Source organism: Marinobacter sp. V34, assembly GCF_055524115.1.
The window spans coordinates 25,528-39,975 of record NZ_JBUPZY010000002.1 but is presented as its reverse complement, the minus strand read 5'-3'; the positions used below and the strand labels follow the sequence as shown (position 1 = coordinate 39,975).

16 protein-coding genes are annotated in these 14,448 nt (G+C 57.1%); 9 read left to right on the top strand and 7 right to left on the bottom strand.

Features of this window, described 5'->3' with window-relative positions; all coding sequences use genetic code 11:
* Positions 1-20 precede the first annotated feature (20 nt).
* From AC0B60_RS03300 to AC0B60_RS03290, 3 genes are read left to right on the top strand one after another with little or no spacing between them, the layout of a single operon-like run.
* Entirely contained in the window at positions 21-686 is a 666-nt protein-coding gene (locus tag AC0B60_RS03300; RefSeq protein ID WP_465083999.1) for an amino acid ABC transporter permease, read from the top strand.
* Complete coding sequence (locus AC0B60_RS03295; protein WP_465083997.1) at positions 686-1,339, top strand: amino acid ABC transporter permease; 654 nt, start codon at positions 686-688, stop codon at positions 1,337-1,339. The genes AC0B60_RS03300 and AC0B60_RS03295 overlap by 1 nt, the downstream gene beginning before the upstream one ends.
* Positions 1,336-2,058 carry an amino acid ABC transporter ATP-binding protein gene (locus AC0B60_RS03290; protein WP_465083995.1) on the top strand — a complete coding sequence of 241 codons (723 nt, stop codon included), beginning with the start codon at positions 1,336-1,338 and terminating at the stop codon, positions 2,056-2,058. The genes AC0B60_RS03295 and AC0B60_RS03290 overlap by 4 nt, the downstream gene beginning before the upstream one ends.
* A gap of 83 nt (positions 2,059-2,141) precedes the next feature.
* On the opposite strand, the gene AC0B60_RS03285 is transcribed toward AC0B60_RS03290, so the two are convergent.
* From AC0B60_RS03285 to mutM, 6 genes are all read right to left on the bottom strand, one after another.
* Positions 2,142-3,674 (bottom strand): phosphoenolpyruvate carboxykinase, encoded by a 1,533-nt coding sequence (locus tag AC0B60_RS03285; protein ID WP_465083994.1) that lies wholly within the window; start codon positions 3,672-3,674, stop codon positions 2,142-2,144.
* 175 nt (positions 3,675-3,849) lie between these two features.
* Entirely contained in the window at positions 3,850-4,704 is an 855-nt protein-coding gene (hslO, locus tag AC0B60_RS03280; RefSeq protein WP_465083992.1) for an Hsp33 family molecular chaperone HslO, read from the bottom strand.
* Positions 4,705-4,765: 61 nt separating this feature from the next.
* Positions 4,766-5,173, bottom strand: a complete 408-nt coding sequence (hslR, locus tag AC0B60_RS03275; RefSeq protein ID WP_465083990.1) for a ribosome-associated heat shock protein Hsp15 — start codon at positions 5,171-5,173, stop codon at positions 4,766-4,768.
* A 41-nt stretch (positions 5,174-5,214) separates the two neighbouring features.
* Positions 5,215-5,904 (bottom strand): GMP/IMP nucleotidase, encoded by a 690-nt coding sequence (gene yrfG, locus AC0B60_RS03270; protein ID WP_036211304.1) that lies wholly within the window; start codon positions 5,902-5,904, stop codon positions 5,215-5,217.
* 77 nt (positions 5,905-5,981) lie between these two features.
* Entirely contained in the window at positions 5,982-6,314 is a 333-nt protein-coding gene (locus tag AC0B60_RS03265) for a hypothetical protein (RefSeq protein ID WP_465083988.1), read from the bottom strand.
* A 189-nt stretch (positions 6,315-6,503) separates the two neighbouring features.
* Entirely contained in the window at positions 6,504-7,328 is an 825-nt protein-coding gene (mutM, locus tag AC0B60_RS03260) for a bifunctional DNA-formamidopyrimidine glycosylase/DNA-(apurinic or apyrimidinic site) lyase (RefSeq protein WP_465083986.1), read from the bottom strand.
* A 156-nt stretch (positions 7,329-7,484) separates the two neighbouring features.
* Here mutM and AC0B60_RS03255 point away from each other — a divergent pair, with 156 nt between their 5' ends.
* A complete protein-coding gene (locus AC0B60_RS03255; RefSeq protein WP_465083984.1) occupies positions 7,485-8,663 on the top strand; it encodes a DesA family fatty acid desaturase in 1,179 nt (392 codons plus the stop codon).
* Here the strand turns inward: AC0B60_RS03255 and rsmD are convergent.
* The gene (gene rsmD, locus AC0B60_RS03250; protein WP_465083982.1) at positions 8,660-9,262 is read right to left on the bottom strand and encodes a 16S rRNA (guanine(966)-N(2))-methyltransferase RsmD; all 603 of its coding nucleotides are present in this window, start codon (positions 9,260-9,262) and stop codon (positions 8,660-8,662) included. The two genes, AC0B60_RS03255 and rsmD, sit on opposite strands and share 4 nt — an antisense overlap.
* Before the next feature lie 165 nt (positions 9,263-9,427).
* Here rsmD and ftsY point away from each other — a divergent pair, with 165 nt between their 5' ends.
* The 5 genes from ftsY to AC0B60_RS03225 all read left to right on the top strand — a co-directional run bounded on the left by ftsY (position 9,428) and on the right by AC0B60_RS03225 (position 14,433).
* Positions 9,428-10,636 (top strand): signal recognition particle-docking protein FtsY, encoded by a 1,209-nt coding sequence (gene ftsY, locus AC0B60_RS03245; protein WP_465084676.1) that lies wholly within the window; start codon positions 9,428-9,430, stop codon positions 10,634-10,636.
* A gap of 6 nt (positions 10,637-10,642) precedes the next feature.
* Entirely contained in the window at positions 10,643-11,326 is a 684-nt protein-coding gene (gene ftsE / locus AC0B60_RS03240) for a cell division ATP-binding protein FtsE (protein ID WP_465083981.1), read from the top strand.
* Entirely contained in the window at positions 11,319-12,317 is a 999-nt protein-coding gene (gene ftsX, locus AC0B60_RS03235; protein WP_465083980.1) for a permease-like cell division protein FtsX, read from the top strand. Before ftsE ends, ftsX begins: the two co-directional genes overlap by 8 nt.
* A 195-nt stretch (positions 12,318-12,512) precedes the next feature.
* Entirely contained in the window at positions 12,513-13,382 is an 870-nt protein-coding gene (rpoH, locus tag AC0B60_RS03230; protein WP_465083978.1) for an RNA polymerase sigma factor RpoH, read from the top strand.
* Positions 13,383-13,518: 136 nt separating this feature from the next.
* Complete coding sequence (locus tag AC0B60_RS03225; RefSeq protein WP_465083977.1) at positions 13,519-14,433, top strand: NAD(P)-dependent oxidoreductase; 915 nt, start codon at positions 13,519-13,521, stop codon at positions 14,431-14,433.
* Positions 14,434-14,448: the final 15 nt, after the last annotated feature.

Genomic DNA, 14,448 nt, shown 5'->3' with positions numbered 1-14,448 from the left:
CCACATAAAGTGGCCAAGGTATGGATTATGAATTTCACTGGAACATTGTGTTCCAGAAAATGCCTGAGTTGCTGAACGGTGCCTTTGTTACCCTGCACGTGTCAGTACTCGCCATGCTCCTGGGTATAGTGATCGCGATATTCTTGGCCATCGCCAAGATGAACAACAGCAAACCCTTTTGTCATATCGCGACGGTATGGGTAGAGGTCGCGCGTAATACGCCGGCACTTTTCCAGATCTACATGGCGTATTTCGGGCTGGGGGCGTTTGGTATCCACCTAAGCCCCTATGTTGCAGTATTGAGTGCCCTGGTATTTATCAATGCCGGTTACCTGACCGAGACGTTTCGGGGTGGCTTCCAGTCCATTCCCAGTACCCAGTACAGCGCGTCCAAATCCCTGGGCATGACCAGCATTCAGGTGTATCGCTACATCATCCTGCCGCAAATGCTCCGGCGCATCTATCATCCGATGACCAACCAGTTTGTCTGGTCCATCCTGATGAGCTCGCTGGGCATTCTGGTGGGTATGAGCGAGCTCTCTGGCACAACTCAGAGGCTACAGTCACTGTCCTTCCGGACGCTTGAGTTCTTCATTGTGGCGGCGGTTATGTATTTCATCATTACCAAACTGGTGCTGTTTGGTTCGTCACTGCTTTCCCGCAGGCTCTTCAGGGGGGAAATCTGATGAACTCCTTATTTACGCCCCTGTCCTGGAGCGATACCGGTTATATCCTGACGGGTGTATGGAACACCATCACCATATCCGTTGTCGCCATTGTGGCGGGTACCCTGTTGGGGCTGATCGTCGGTTTTGCGCGTGCTGAAAGCAACAAGGTTGTCAACGTCATATTCGGCAGTGTGCTGGACATACTCAGAAGTGTTCCCCTGATTATCCAGCTCATCCTGTTTTCAACCCTTGTGGGTGCGATTGGGCACCCGCTAGACCCATTTGTGGCCGGCTCTATCGTGCTGACGCTGTACACCATGGCCTTCATGGGTGAAGTGTTTCGCAGTGGCTTCGAAAGCGTGAATCAATCCATGCAGACAGCCGCCCGCTCATTGGGCATGACTTACTGGCAGACCATCTACTACATCCGGTTACCCATCGGTTTGCGAGCCGTTTTCCCTTCCTGGCTGGGTGTTTCGCTCAGTGTCATCAAGGATTCGGCTCTGGTGTCTGTCATTGGTTACATGGAATTGCTGCGCACCTCTGAACAGCTCATCTCACGAACCCAGCAACCGCTCGAGATTCTGATTGGTGTTGGTATCTTTTATTTCATTATTTCATACCCGCTGTCGCATTACGGCCGATATGTTGAGAGGAAAATGGCAATATGATTAGTGTCCAGAATGTCCATAAATCCTTCGGTGATCTAGAGGTTCTGAAAGGCGTCAGTCTGGATGTTGCCAATGGCGAGGTTGTCAGTGTTATTGGTGGCTCTGGTAGTGGCAAGTCCACCCTGCTGTATTGCATCAATGCCATCGAACCGATCAACTCCGGCAAAATTCTCGTCGACGACGTTGATGTTCACAGCAAGGAGACGAACAAGGATAAGCTGCGCCAGAAACTGGGCATGGTTTTCCAACAGTGGAACTCCTTCCCGCACATGACCGTGCTCGAAAATGCGGCGCTGGCCCCCAGAATCGTCAAAAAGATGAGCAAGGAAGAGGCGATGGAAATCGCCAAGAAGGAACTCGAGCACGTTGGCTTGGGTGATAAGTTTGACGTGTACCCAACTAAAATGTCCGGGGGGCAGCAACAGCGCCTGGCGATTGCTCGCGCACTGGCCATGAAGCCCGATTTCATGCTGCTTGACGAGGTGACATCCGCCCTGGACCCGGAACTGGTGGGCGAGGTACTCGATACTTTGCGCCTGTTGGCGGAAGAAGGGATGACCATGATCTGCGTGACCCACGAAATGGGCTTCGCACGTGATGTGTCAGACCGTGTCGCATACTTCCATGAAGGCGTGATTGCCGAAATCGGTGAGGCCAAACAGGTCATTACCGAGCCGCAAAATTCGCTGACCCAGAAGTTCCTTTCGAAGGTGCGTTGACCAGCCGTTGCTGATTTAAATCTGTCAGCCACAAAAAAGGCGCCGTACTCATAGAGTAGGGCGCCTTTTCGATAAAGGCGGGCTTAGACTTTCGGCCCGGCCTCCACAATGGCGTCGGAAACATCAAACTTCTTGAAGTTTTCCACGAACTGACCAATCAATTCAGCGGCCTTGGCGTCGTACTCTTCCTTGCTGGCCCAGGTGTTGCGCGGGTTCAGCAGGTTGTTGTCCACGCCCGGTACGTCTACCGGCACGTCCACATTCAGGGTGGGCAGGTGCTCGGTTTCGGCGTCGTCCAGGTCGCCATTCTGGATGGCAGCGATGATGCCACGGGTGGTGGGGATGCTAAAGCGCTCGCCCACGCCGTAGGGGCCACCGGTCCAGCCGGTGTTGACCAGGAAGACCTTGCTGCCAAACTCGTCCATGCGCTTCATCAGCAGCTCGGCGTAGACGCCGGCCGGGCGCGGAAAGAAGGGCGCGCCGAAGCAGGTGGAGAAGGTGGCTTTCAGCTTGGAAGAGGAGCCCATTTCGGTGGAGCCCACCAACGCGGTGTAGCCACTCAGGAAATGATAGGCTGCGGCTTCTTTGCTGAGGACGGACACGGGCGGCAGTACGCCAGTCATGTCGCAGGTCAGGAAGACGATGTGTGATGGCTCGCCGGCGCGGTTTTCAATCACGCGCTTCTCAACATGCTCCAGCGGGTAGGCGCAGCGGGAGTTCTCGGTGAGGGAGACATCGGTGTAATCCGGCTCGCGGGTTTCCGGGTCGATGGTAACGTTTTCAACGATGGCACCGAAGCGGATGGCGTCCCAGATGATGGGTTCGTTCTTCTGGCTCAGGTCGATGCACTTGGCGTAGCAGCCGCCTTCGATGTTGAATACGGTGCCGGGCCCCCAGCCGTGCTCGTCGTCGCCGATCAGGAAACGATCGGGGTCGGCGGAAAGGGTGGTTTTTCCGGTGCCGGAAAGACCAAAGAACAGGCAGGTTTCGCCGTCTTCGCCGACGTTGGCGGAGCAGTGCATGGGCAGTACGTCTTTCTCGGGCAGCAGGAAATTCTGCACGGAGAACATGGCTTTTTTCATTTCGCCTGCGTAGTGCATGCCTGCCAGCAGTACCTTGCGCTTGGCAAAGTTAATGATCACGCAGCCGTTGCTGTTGGTGCCATCACGTTCAGGCACACATTCGAAGTTGGCGGCGTTGAGGATCTGCCACTCCTGCTTGTCGGCCGGATTGAAGCTGTCCGGGCGAATGAACAGGTTCTGACCGAACAGGTTCTGCCAGGCAGTTTCGGTGGTCATGCGTACTGGCAGGTAGTGTTCCGGATCGGAGCCAACGTGTACCTGGCTTACAAAGCTGTCTTTCTCGGCGATGTAGGCTTCAACGCGGTCCCAGAGGGCGTCAAACTTGTCCGCGTCGAAGGGGCGGTTTATAGGGCCCCAGTGGATGTCGTCGGAGGTGCTGGGCTCCTCGATAATGTAGCGGTCCTTTGGGGACCGGCCGGTGCGTTCGCCGGTCTTAACCACCAGGGAACCGTTTGCGGCCAGTTGGCCTTCGCGTCTTTCCAGTGCCAGCTCAACCAGTTGCGCTGCACTCAGATCATTATAAGTGTTGCTCACTTCGACCTCGCCCTCGGGATGTGATCGTGATTACTCAGGCCGTCCCCCCTAAAAATTGACGGAAATCTGAGCAATCGGGTCAGTTCAGGCGCGCTATTATGCCAGAGACGCCGGTAAAAAACGACTGCCCCGAAACCCGCTCTACGACTGGCTTTCGGGCCGTTCAGTCGGGTGTTCAGTGTAACGTATGACCGGTGAAAAGGTGATCAATATCATTTCTATCGAAACGATAGTGTTGATGACAGAACTGACAGTCCATTTCGATAGAGTCTTGTTCGTCCAGGATGCTGTAGCACTCCTCCTTGCCGATCCCCTCCAGTGCTCCCAGAGTTCGCTCTCGTGAGCAGCTGCATCGGAAGGCGACGGGTTCGGCGTCGAACAGGCGCACGGTTTCTTCGTGGAACAGGCGATGGAGCAGGGTTTCGCTGTCCAGGGTCAGCAGTTCCTCGGCTTCCACGGTGCTGGCCAGGTGGTTGAGGCGGTCCCACAGGTCGGAATCCTGTTCGGTGTCGCCAGGAAGTTTCTGCAGCATCAGGCCGGCACTGCAGTTTTCGTCGGCAAACATGAAGAAGCTGGTTGGGATCTGTTCGGAGCGCTCGAAGTATTCTTCCAGGCAGCCGGCCAGGTCTTCCTCTTCCCGGGGGACCACACCCTGATAGCGTTGGCCCTTGTCTGGAGAAATGGTAATGGCCATGCGGCCCTCGCCGAGCAGGGCGTCCAGGGATTCTTCGGTCACGGCATGTTCGTCGTAACGGGCCAGGCCGCGGATGAAGCGGTCATGGCTGCATTCGGCCATCAGGGTGCGCAGTGGGCCGTCTCCCTGTGCCTGCAGTGAGAGAGTGCCTTCAAACTTGAGGGTGCTGCTCATCAGTACGCTGGCCACCAGGGATTCCCCCAACATGCGCCGCACGGAGGCAGGATAAGGAGCCTGGCCGCCGATTTCACTGTAGCTGTCGTTCAGTTTCACCCAGGCTCCCCGGACCTGGCTGTCTTCAAAAATAAATCGCTGGAACTGGTCCCGGGATGCCATTGGTATTTCTCCTGAGAGTTAAAGTCGGAATCGGTGATCATTGGGGCGGGAAACAGGAATGCTAGAGCCCGTTTTGTTCCCGGAAGCGCTGTATGTCCCGGCGGTCTTTCTTAGAAGGCCGTCGGGCCGGGGGTAGCTGCGCTGCCTGCATGGTTCTGCGCTGCCACGAAAGTTCTTCCCGCCGTTTTACGCTGTCGTCGGTTTCGTGATAGAGCTTCTGGGCTTCGGGGGCGCCCCGGCGCCGGTCACTGATGTCGTCCACCACCACGATGCGTTCCTGCCAGCCCAGCCGCAGGGTAACTTTGGCGCCGGGCTCCACCACTTTTCCGGGTTTGGTTCGCTGGCTGTTGTAGTGAACCTTGCCCCCTTCGATGGCCTGCTTGGCGAGGTTGCGGGTTTTGTAGAAGCGTGCTGCCCACAGCCATTTGTCGAGTCTTACGCGAGTGTCGTCAGTGGTGGTTGCCGTCATGTCTCCTCACCTGATGAGCGTATACGCATAGTATAGCTGGCTCACTGGCCGGATGGCAGGGGTTGGCGCTGACGCAGTGCCGGCAGGATTTCATCAAAATGATGAATCGAGGGGATGTCGGGGTGCCGGTCGCGGGCGGGCTGCCTGCTGTCCGGCGCCAGAATGGCAAGACACTGGGCGATACCGGCAGTACGGGCACTTTCAAGTACCGGGAAGCTGTCGTCCACCATCAATGTTGCGGCGGCCTGATAGGCTTCCAGCCCGGCGAGGTCCTGCCAGAAGGCGGGGTCTTCCTTGGGTTTGCCCAACTGGTGGCTCGAGATGATGTTGTCCACCCGGCTGTCCAGGCCGGTGCGCTGAAGTTTGAGGCTGAGCGGGTCCGGATGGCAGTTGGTGACAATCACCGAGCGCAAGCCGGTATCACGGACGGCATCGAGAAAATCCGTCACATGGGGGCGGTAGCCAATGCGTTCGCCCACTTCGGCCTTGAGCCCGGTGATGTCCATGTCCAGCCGGTCGCTCCAGTAGTCGGTGCAATACCAGTTGAGGGAACCACGTTCGGCCATGATCATCGGGATGATGGTGTCACGGGCCTCTTCCGGGCTGAGATTGTTGTACTCGGCGTAACGCCTGGGCAGGTGCTCGAGCCAGAAATGGTTGTCGAAATGCAGGTCGAGCAGTGTTCCGTCCATATCAAGGAACACTGTCTCGAGGGAATGCCAGTTCACCATATACAAAAACAGCCTGAAGTTGGTAGAACGTCAGGCTGCCGAAGTATGCGCAAATTGGCAAGACGGGTTTTTACGGATCAGTTACTGTCCTGCTCAATGGTTTCGGGTTTTCTGCCGGTACGGGTGCAACCCAGGCAACGTACGAAGGTGGCTTTGGCAGGCCCGACAACCAGTACTTCACCGGCTTCAGCGGCGTTGCCGCCCAGTGCTGAGAAGGGCAGGGATACCAGGTAAACCACGCTTCCCACGATGGTGGTGGCAAACAGGGCCGGGCGGACAAACAGGGCGTCGCCGGTCATGGCCAGCGCTGTAGGCTCTTCGTCAATGGCTTGGGCGTGGCCGACGGAGGAAAAAGCCAGCAGGCAAACCGCTACGGCTGTAATAACGATGTGGGAAATCTTACCGGTCATTTCTTGTTTCTCCTGAGCTTACCTTAGCTTGTCGGCATTCTGATCTAGCCGATGGTCGCCCTGCCTGGGATGGCTGACGATACATACACCGCACATTGTAGCTTACGATTATGGATACTCTGTTAACTATGAATCATATTTGCGTATTTTCAAACGATTTTTCTGTTTCATTAGTTGTCTGGCCGCCGTTCAGCGCTGGCACTTTCCACAGTAAACCGTCGAGCGCTGGTTCATTCGGATTTCCTTCAGCGGCTGGCCGCATTCGCGGCAGAACTCACCATTGCGGCCATACACCAGTAGCGACTGGGCAAAATAGCCCGGTTTGCCGTCGCTGTTCACAAAGTCCCGTAGGGTGGTTCCACCCATGAGAATGGCAGCACTGAGGGTTTCGCGGATGGCTTCCACCAGGCGGTTGTAGCGGTCCAGGCTGATGCGGCCAGCAGCGCGACGGGGGTGGATGCCGGCCTTGAACAGGGCTTCGTTCGCGTAGATGTTCCCCACACCCACCACCACATGATTGTCCATGATGAAGGACTTCACCGGAGTCTTCTTGCTCCGTGAGAGCGTATAGAGCAGGCGCCCATTGAATTCCGGTGCCAGGGGTTCTGGCCCCAGGCTGGCGATCAGTGGATGCTGGTCCGGTGTTTCAGACCACAGCCAGCAACCGAAGCGGCGCGGGTCGTTGAAGCGCAGGCGGATGCCGTTGTCGAGTGCCAGTTCCACGTGGTCATGAAGCAGGGGTTCGCTCTGATCGGTGATCACCCGCAGGCTACCGGACATGCCCAGGTGCACGATTAATGTTCCAGCAACGGTGGCCGAGCTTACGCTAATCAGCAGGTATTTGGCCCGGCGATCCACGGTGTGGATGACCGAGCCTTCGATCAGTTCCGCGAGATTGCCCGGTACGGGCCAGCGTAGGCGGCCGTCGCGCACGGTTACCCGAGTGATGGTCCGGTTTTCGCAATGGGGGGCGATGCCGCGTCGGGTGGTTTCTACTTCGGGCAATTCGGGCAAGGGGGCTACTCCAGCGGCACGGTCGGTAACCGATAAGTGTAATCGGTAACAAATTCGCATCCAAATGCGGTTGTTCCGGCTAACAACTGTACGCTAAAGTGGCTCAGTACGGTTGTTGGGCAGTGCCGGATCCTGATTTCGAACGAGGAAAACTCTATGTGGTACAACGGTCTTCTGGACCTTTCGGTGATGCAGCTGATTCTGGTTGCGCTGGGGCTTACCCACATCACAATTATCAGCGTTACGCTATATCTGCATCGTCATTCTGCCCACAACTCACTGGATCTGCATCCGGTGCTGGCGCACTTTTTTCGTTTCTGGCTGTGGCTGACCACGGCCCAGAATACCAAGCAGTGGACGGCTATTCACCGGAAACATCACGCCAAGTGTGAAACCGAGGAAGACCCCCACAGTCCGGTGGTGCTAGGGGTTCGCAAGGTGTTGCTTGAAGGCGCCGAGCTCTACGACGAGGCCGGAACGCCGGAAACCCTGGAACGCTACGGTCAGCGCACTCCGGAAGACTGGGTCGAGAACAATGTGTACAGCCGCTACAAGCTGCTGGGCATTCAACTGATGGCGGTGATCGACCTGCTGTTGTTCGGTGTTCATGGTATCTGGATCTGGGCGGTGCAGATGATGTGGATTCCCGTATGGGCGGCCGGCGTGGTTAACGGCATTGGGCACTTCATGGGCTATCGTAATTTCGAGTGCAGCGACAATGCCCGCAACATTTCGCCCTGGGGTATTCTGATTGGTGGCGAAGAGCTGCATAACAACCACCACACATATCCCAATTCCTCCAAGCTGTCACGCCGTTGGTATGAGGTGGATATCGGCTGGGGTTATATCCGTCTGTTTCAGTTCTTCCGGCTGGCGAAGCCTAAGGGCTTCAAGCCGATTGCGCATTATGTGCCCGGCAAGCAGGAAGTCGATGTGGAGACCGTTCAGGCAATTACCAATAGCCGCTTTGACATCATGCGTCAGTACCGTAAGCGAGTAATGGAGCCGGTGTTACGGCAGCAGAAGGCGATGATGGATGAGGAAATTCGTCCTCGTTACCGCAGCCTGAAACGATTGCTTTCCCGTGAGGTGACGCTGATCAAGCCGAAGGAGAAGGAGCACTTGGAAAGTGCTTTGGCGAGCAATGCGGTGCTGCGGCAGATTTACGAGAAGAGCAATGAGTTGCAGGAGTTGTGGCGTCGCCGTGGGTTGAAGCCGCAGGAGAAATTGCATGCGCTGATGGAGTGGTGCCGGGAGGCGGAGGCCAGTGGCATTCGTTACCTCGAGGACTTTGCGGCGCATTTGCGGGCTTATTCTTTGCGGCCTTCGCCCTAGTTTTTTGCCTCCTCCACTCGGAACAAACAGTAGGTCACTTGACCTGCTGTTTTTTGTCTGTGCAGGGTCCAGTTGGCTGGCGCTGAGGGCGTGGGCGTGTCGCTTTCGTGTTCTGCGTAGATCCACCCCCCGGGTTTTACCCAGCCATTGTCCGTGATCATCGGGAACAGTTTTTCCAGCCAGCCTTGGCGGAACGGTGGGTCCATGAACAGGATGTCGAAGGGCTTGGCCGGTGGTAGGGCCAGGTAGGTGTCGATGTTCTGGCAGGCGACTTCTCCGTTTTCTGATTTCAATAGGCGCAGGTTGCTTCTCAGGGCCTGGGCAAGTGCGGGCGTGTGATCGACGAAGGTGGTTGTGCCAGCGCCTCGGGAGAGAGCTTCGAGACCCAGTGCGCCGGAGCCGGCGAAGAGGTCGAGGCAGCGGCTGCCGGCGAGTTGGTGCGTCAACCAGTTGAACAGGGTTTCGCGGGTGCGTGCGGGTGTGGGGCGTACGCCGCCGGCGTCGGGGAAGCGGAGTTTGCGGCTGCGCCAGTCGCCGCCGATGATGCGGAGTTCGCCGCCGCCGCTGCTGGCTGGCCTGGGTTTCTGGGTACGCGCCATGAAGAACGAGCCTCTTGAGCATGTTTTGATGCGCCTGACGGTGCAGGTTGCGTCATGTTACGAAGGTTTATCGGGGGAGTCACCTGCAGCCATCACTTACGGCAGTCAGTCTGCTAGAATACCGCCTTTCTTGTATCCCGCGAATCGACGACCAATGGTATGACTATGACGGCAGAGTGGATTGCTATCGGCCTTCTGGCCCTTCTTGTCTTTGTGTTTGTTCTGGATGTGGCGGCAAACCGTCAGCGTGTGCCTCGGCCAAAGCCGGTGCCCCAGAAAAAGCCGGAGGCTCTGGAGGGTGCTACCCCGAAATCCGGGACAGAGGAGAAGGCGGAGCCTGATAGCGCGCCTGTCGCGGAAGCCCCTGAAAAGCCCGTTGTCGAGGAGGCGCCCGCTGAAACCCCAGCAGCGCCGGAGCCTGAACCCGAGCCGGAAGCGTCCCAGGCCAGTGTTTTCGAGCGTATCCGCAAGGGGTTGGGTAAAACCCGAGCCAATCTGACCGGCGGTTTTGCGGACCTGTTTTCCATCGGCAAGAAAGTGGACGAGGATCTGCTCGAGGAAATCGAAACCACGCTGCTGATGGCGGATGTGGGTGTGACGGCCACCTCGGAAATCATTGAGTCGTTGACCGACAAGCTGGAACGCAATCAACTCAAGGACGGCGAGGCCCTGCGCAAGGCCCTTCGGGATGAGCTCCACGGGCTTCTGGAAGATGTTACCAAGCCTCTGGAAATCGATGCGAGCAAGAAGCCCTACGTAATCCTGATGGTAGGTGTGAATGGTGTTGGTAAAACCACCACGATCGGCAAGCTCACCAAGCTCTTTCAGCGGGACGGAAAGTCGGTAATGCTGGCTGCGGGGGATACCTTTCGTGCCGCGGCGGTTGAGCAGCTGCAGGTGTGGGGCGAGCGCAACAGCGTCCCCGTCGTGGCCCAGCATACTGGTGCCGACAGCGCATCCGTGATCTTTGATGCCGTTCAGTCTGCACAGTCCCGTGACGTGGATGTGGTGATTGCGGACACCGCCGGCCGTCTTCAGAACAAAGACAACCTGATGAGCGAATTGGAGAAGGTTGTGCGGGTCATGAAAAAGCTGGATGACTCCGCACCTCACGAAGTCATGCTGGTTCTGGATGCCGGTACTGGTCAGAATGCTTTGAGTCAGGCCCAGGTGTTCCAGCAGGCAGTGGGGGTCAGCGGCATTACTCTGACCAAGCTGGATGGCACGGCCAAGGGTGGTATTGTGTTCGCCATCGCCCGGCAGTTGCAGCTACCCATACGTTACATTGGTGTGGGAGAGCAGGTGGATGACCTGCGCAGCTTCGATGCCCGCACCTTTGTGGAAGCGCTGTTTGATGAAAGCTCGGACAAGTAACCTTCAATGATCGAATTCCGCCAGGTCACCAAACGTTATGACAGCGACCATACTGCGCTGCGTCAGGTTAATTTTGGTCTGGAGCGTGGTGAGTTGGCGTTTCTCACGGGGCATTCCGGCGCTGGAAAAAGTACCCTGCTGAAGCTGATTATGGTGATGGAGCGCCCCAGTGCCGGCGAGGTGATTGTGGGCGGGCAGGTGCTCAATACCCTGCCGCGCCGTCAGGTGCCTTACATCCGCCGCCACATTGGTGTGGTGTTCCAGAATCACCAGTTATTGTTTGATCGCACCGTGTTCGACAACGTCGCCATGCCTCTGGAAGTGATGGGTGCCCCCGCCCGGGATATTGGTCGCCGCGTGCGGGCGGCCCTGGACAAGGTCGGGCTGTTGAGCAAGGAAAAGATGAACCCGATGCAGCTGTCCGGGGGTGAGCAGCAGCGGGTGGGCATCGCCCGTGCCGTGGTGAACAAGCCCCCGGTGCTGCTGGCAGATGAGCCCACCGGTAACCTGGACCCGGAATTGTCTGCCGATATCATGCGGCTGTTTGCGGAATTCAGTCAGGTCGGGGTCACGGTGTTGATTGCTACCCACGACATTGCATTGATCAACGAACTCGGCCGCCGTACGTTGACTCTCGACCATGGTCGGCTGGTGACAGGTGTTGGCGCAAACGGGGGGTTCCATGGCTAACGATCCCCGACGGCAGTCTGCCCGGGGCGCTAAAAGTGCCCGTTCACCCTGGCGCCAGCAGGCCGAAAGTTACTTGAACCATCATCGCAAGGTGGCCCGGGACAGCGCGCAGCGCCTTTGGCACTCACCAGTGGCCAGCATGATGACCTGGACGGTGATGGGCGTGGCGCTGGCGTTGCCAGTAGCGCTCATGCTGTTGCTGGCCAGCCTGGAAGGCGTCAGCGCCGGCTGGGAAAGCTCGGCAAGGGTGACGGCCTATCTGAGTGACTCTGTTTCCATAGAAGATGCCCGGTCATTGAAAGCCGAAGTGGCTGATGACAGTCGCGTGGCAGAAGTCGAGCTGATCGACCGGGAGGCCGCTCTGAAGGAGTTTCGTACCTCTTCCGGCCTTGACGACGCTCTGGATTATCTGGATGAAAACCCGCTTCCCCATACTCTACTGGTCACACCGAGTGAAAGTTCCCGCACCGCTGATGGCGTGGAAATGTTGCTGAAGGTCATTGAAGGGCTGGACGGTGTTGACCGGGTACAGGTGGATCTCGGCTGGTTGCAGCGTCTGAACGCCATGACCGATCTGTTGGGGCGTGCCGTCTGGGCGCTGGCACTGTTGCTGGCGGCAGCCGTGGTGCTGGTGATTGGCAATACCGTTCGCCTTGCGATTGAAAACCGTCGCGATGAGATCCTTGTGGCAAAGCTGGTGGGTGGTACCGACGCTTTCGTACGTCGGCCGTTCCTTTATACAGGGGCCTGGTTTGGTCTGGGCGGTGGTGTTGTGGCTTTTATCCTGCTCCAGGTGTCGCTCTGGTGGCTCAGTGGCCCAGTGGAGCGGCTAGCCGGGTTGTACCGCAGTGAGTTTTCCCTGAGCGGGCTGAGCGTGGATGGCGCGCTGGCGTTGATAATTGCAGCCATGCTGTTAGGCTGGTTGGGCGCTTGGGTTGCCGTCAAGCGCCATCTGGATGACATTGAACCTGGAGAAATTGCCGGCGGGTGATCCCCGATCTCGGAAATACCTTATTGAAGCCAATATCGGTTCCGGCGTAGGTTAAAGACAGAATTCGAAGGCAGCAAAATTTCCAGTTTGTTGATTTTAAAGAATTTGGATGGAAATTTTGGTTATTTGCAGAGTACTTGGCGGGCTGAATTAGAGTTGCTATATTTATCGGTCGTCATGTTCGGAGGATAAGACATGGGTACGAGTTTACAGATCATCGACAGACTGGTTCCGGGTGCCAACCTTGAGTCCTATATCCAGGCGGCCAGCCGCATTCCGGTGTTGTCTGTCGAGGAAGAGCGCAAGCTTGCCGAGCGCCTGCATTACGACGGTGATGTCGATGCAGCCCGTGAGCTGGTTCTTTCGCATCTGCGCTTCGTAATCCACATTGCCCGTAGCTATGCGGGTTATGGACTGTCCCAGGCGGATCTGATCCAGGAAGGTAATGTGGGCCTGATGAAGGCGGTCAAGCGTTTCAATCCTGAATATGGAGTACGCCTGGTGTCCTTTGCAGTGCATTGGATCAAGGCTGAGATTCACGAGTTTATTCTGCGCAACTGGCGCATTGTGAAAGTGGCGACCACCAAGGCGCAGCGTAAGTTGTTCTTTAACCTGCGCAGCCAGAAGAAGCGTCTGGCGTGGTTGAGTCATGATGAGGTTAATGCCGTGGCCAGTGACCTCGGGGTTGAGCCCAAGGTTGTGCGGGAGATGGAAGGCCGTCTGGCTTCCCACGATACGGCGTTCGATGGCCCCCAGGACGATGACGACGATAACGCCTATCAGGCGCCGGCGTATTACCTGGAAGACAAGCGCAGCAATCCGGCCGCGCAGTTGGAGCAATCAGACTGGACGGATGATTCCAATGGTCGTCTGATGGCGGCGTTGGGGCAGTTGGATGAGCGTAGCCAGGATATTTTGCGTGAGCGCTGGTTGTCCGATAGCAAGTCGACGCTGCATGAGTTGGCTGACCGATATGGCGTTTCCGCTGAGCGTATTCGTCAGTTGGAAAAGAACGCCATGAAGAAGATCCGTATGCAGATGACAACGGAAGAAGAGGCTGCTTAACCCTGAATTAACTTAGGGTTTGTCAGAACGCCACCACCCTTTGCGGGGCTGGTGGCGTTTTTGTTTGTATACTCTTTTAAAACAAACCTTCGGGTGCCCACTCGCTTCTCCAGCTTCGGAGTAAGGATAAGAAAAAATGACTGAAAATCGGTTTCATATAGCCTTCCTTGGTGTTGGCCTCATGGGTGTGCCCATGGTTCGGAATTTGTTGGATGCGGGTTATCCAATGACGTTGTGGAATCGGACGAGGAGTAAGTGCGAGCCTTTTGCCGATGAAGCTACCATTGCCGGTACACCGGAAGACGCGGTTCGAGATGCCGATATCGTCATCACCATGCTGGAGAATGGCGATGTGGTGGATGACGTGATGGTGGCGCAACGGGGTATCGCGGCGCTCAAGGCCGGGGCGGTCTATATTGATATGAGTTCGGTTCAGCCTTCGCTGGCGCGACGGCATGCGACTCTGGCTCAGGAGCAGGGGGCCGGTTATGTGGATGCGCCTGTGTCCGGTGGTACTGTCGGCGCTGAGCAGGCAACGCTGAGCATTATGGCTGGCGGCTCGAACGCAGACGTCGAGCGGGTGCGGCCGGTTTTTGAAGCGTTGGGAAAGTGTACGCCCATTGGTCCTGTAGGGGCGGGGCAGCTGGCGAAGCTGGCCAATCAGGCGATTGTGGGGATCACCATTGGCGCGGTGTCGGAGGCGTTGTTGCTGGCTGCGAAGGGCGGGGCTGATCCTGCCGCGGTTCGGGAGGCGCTGATGGGCGGTTTTGCGGGCAGTCGGATTCTGGAGTTGCACGGGCAGCGGATGATCGATCGGAACTTTTCACCTGGTGCACCGGCGCGGATTCAGTTGAAGGACCTGCGGATGATTCTGGATGAAGCCCGTTCCGAGGGGCTGACCCTGCCGCTCTCGCAGCAGGTACATAATGAGTATCAAAGCCTGATTGCCAACGGACACAGCGATGTCGATCACAGTGGTTTGCTGCTGGAATTGGAGCATCTCAACGGGGCACTGTTGGGCTCTTCGTCGGCGATCAAGCGCAAGAGGTAGGCTCACTACGAAGTT

Bases quoted from the DNA above. Each gene is read 5' to 3' on its own strand.
- ftsX (WP_465083980.1), top strand. From the start codon at position 11,319: ATGGCTAACGATCCCCGACGGCAGTCTGCCCGGGGCGCTAAAAGTGCC.
- AC0B60_RS03225 (WP_465083977.1), top strand. From the start codon at position 13,519: ATGACTGAAAATCGGTTTCATATAGCCTTCCTTGGTGTTGGCCTCATG.
- ftsY (WP_465084676.1), top strand. From the start codon at position 9,428: ATGACGGCAGAGTGGATTGCTATCGGCCTTCTGGCCCTTCTTGTCTTT.
- rpoH (WP_465083978.1), top strand. From the start codon at position 12,513: ATGGGTACGAGTTTACAGATCATCGACAGACTGGTTCCGGGTGCCAAC.
- hslO (WP_465083992.1), bottom strand. From the start codon at position 4,704: ATGGCATCCCGGGACCAGTTCCAGCGATTTATTTTTGAAGACAGCCAG.
- ftsE (WP_465083981.1), top strand. From the start codon at position 10,643: ATGATCGAATTCCGCCAGGTCACCAAACGTTATGACAGCGACCATACT.
- AC0B60_RS03265 (WP_465083988.1), bottom strand. From the start codon at position 6,314: ATGACCGGTAAGATTTCCCACATCGTTATTACAGCCGTAGCGGTTTGC.
- rsmD (WP_465083982.1), bottom strand. From the start codon at position 9,262: ATGGCGCGTACCCAGAAACCCAGGCCAGCCAGCAGCGGCGGCGGCGAA.
- AC0B60_RS03290 (WP_465083995.1), top strand. From the start codon at position 1,336: ATGATTAGTGTCCAGAATGTCCATAAATCCTTCGGTGATCTAGAGGTT.
- AC0B60_RS03255 (WP_465083984.1), top strand. From the start codon at position 7,485: ATGTGGTACAACGGTCTTCTGGACCTTTCGGTGATGCAGCTGATTCTG.
- AC0B60_RS03300 (WP_465083999.1), top strand. From the start codon at position 21: ATGGATTATGAATTTCACTGGAACATTGTGTTCCAGAAAATGCCTGAG.
- yrfG (WP_036211304.1), bottom strand. From the start codon at position 5,904: ATGGTGAACTGGCATTCCCTCGAGACAGTGTTCCTTGATATGGACGGA.
- hslR (WP_465083990.1), bottom strand. From the start codon at position 5,173: ATGACGGCAACCACCACTGACGACACTCGCGTAAGACTCGACAAATGG.
- AC0B60_RS03295 (WP_465083997.1), top strand. From the start codon at position 686: ATGAACTCCTTATTTACGCCCCTGTCCTGGAGCGATACCGGTTATATC.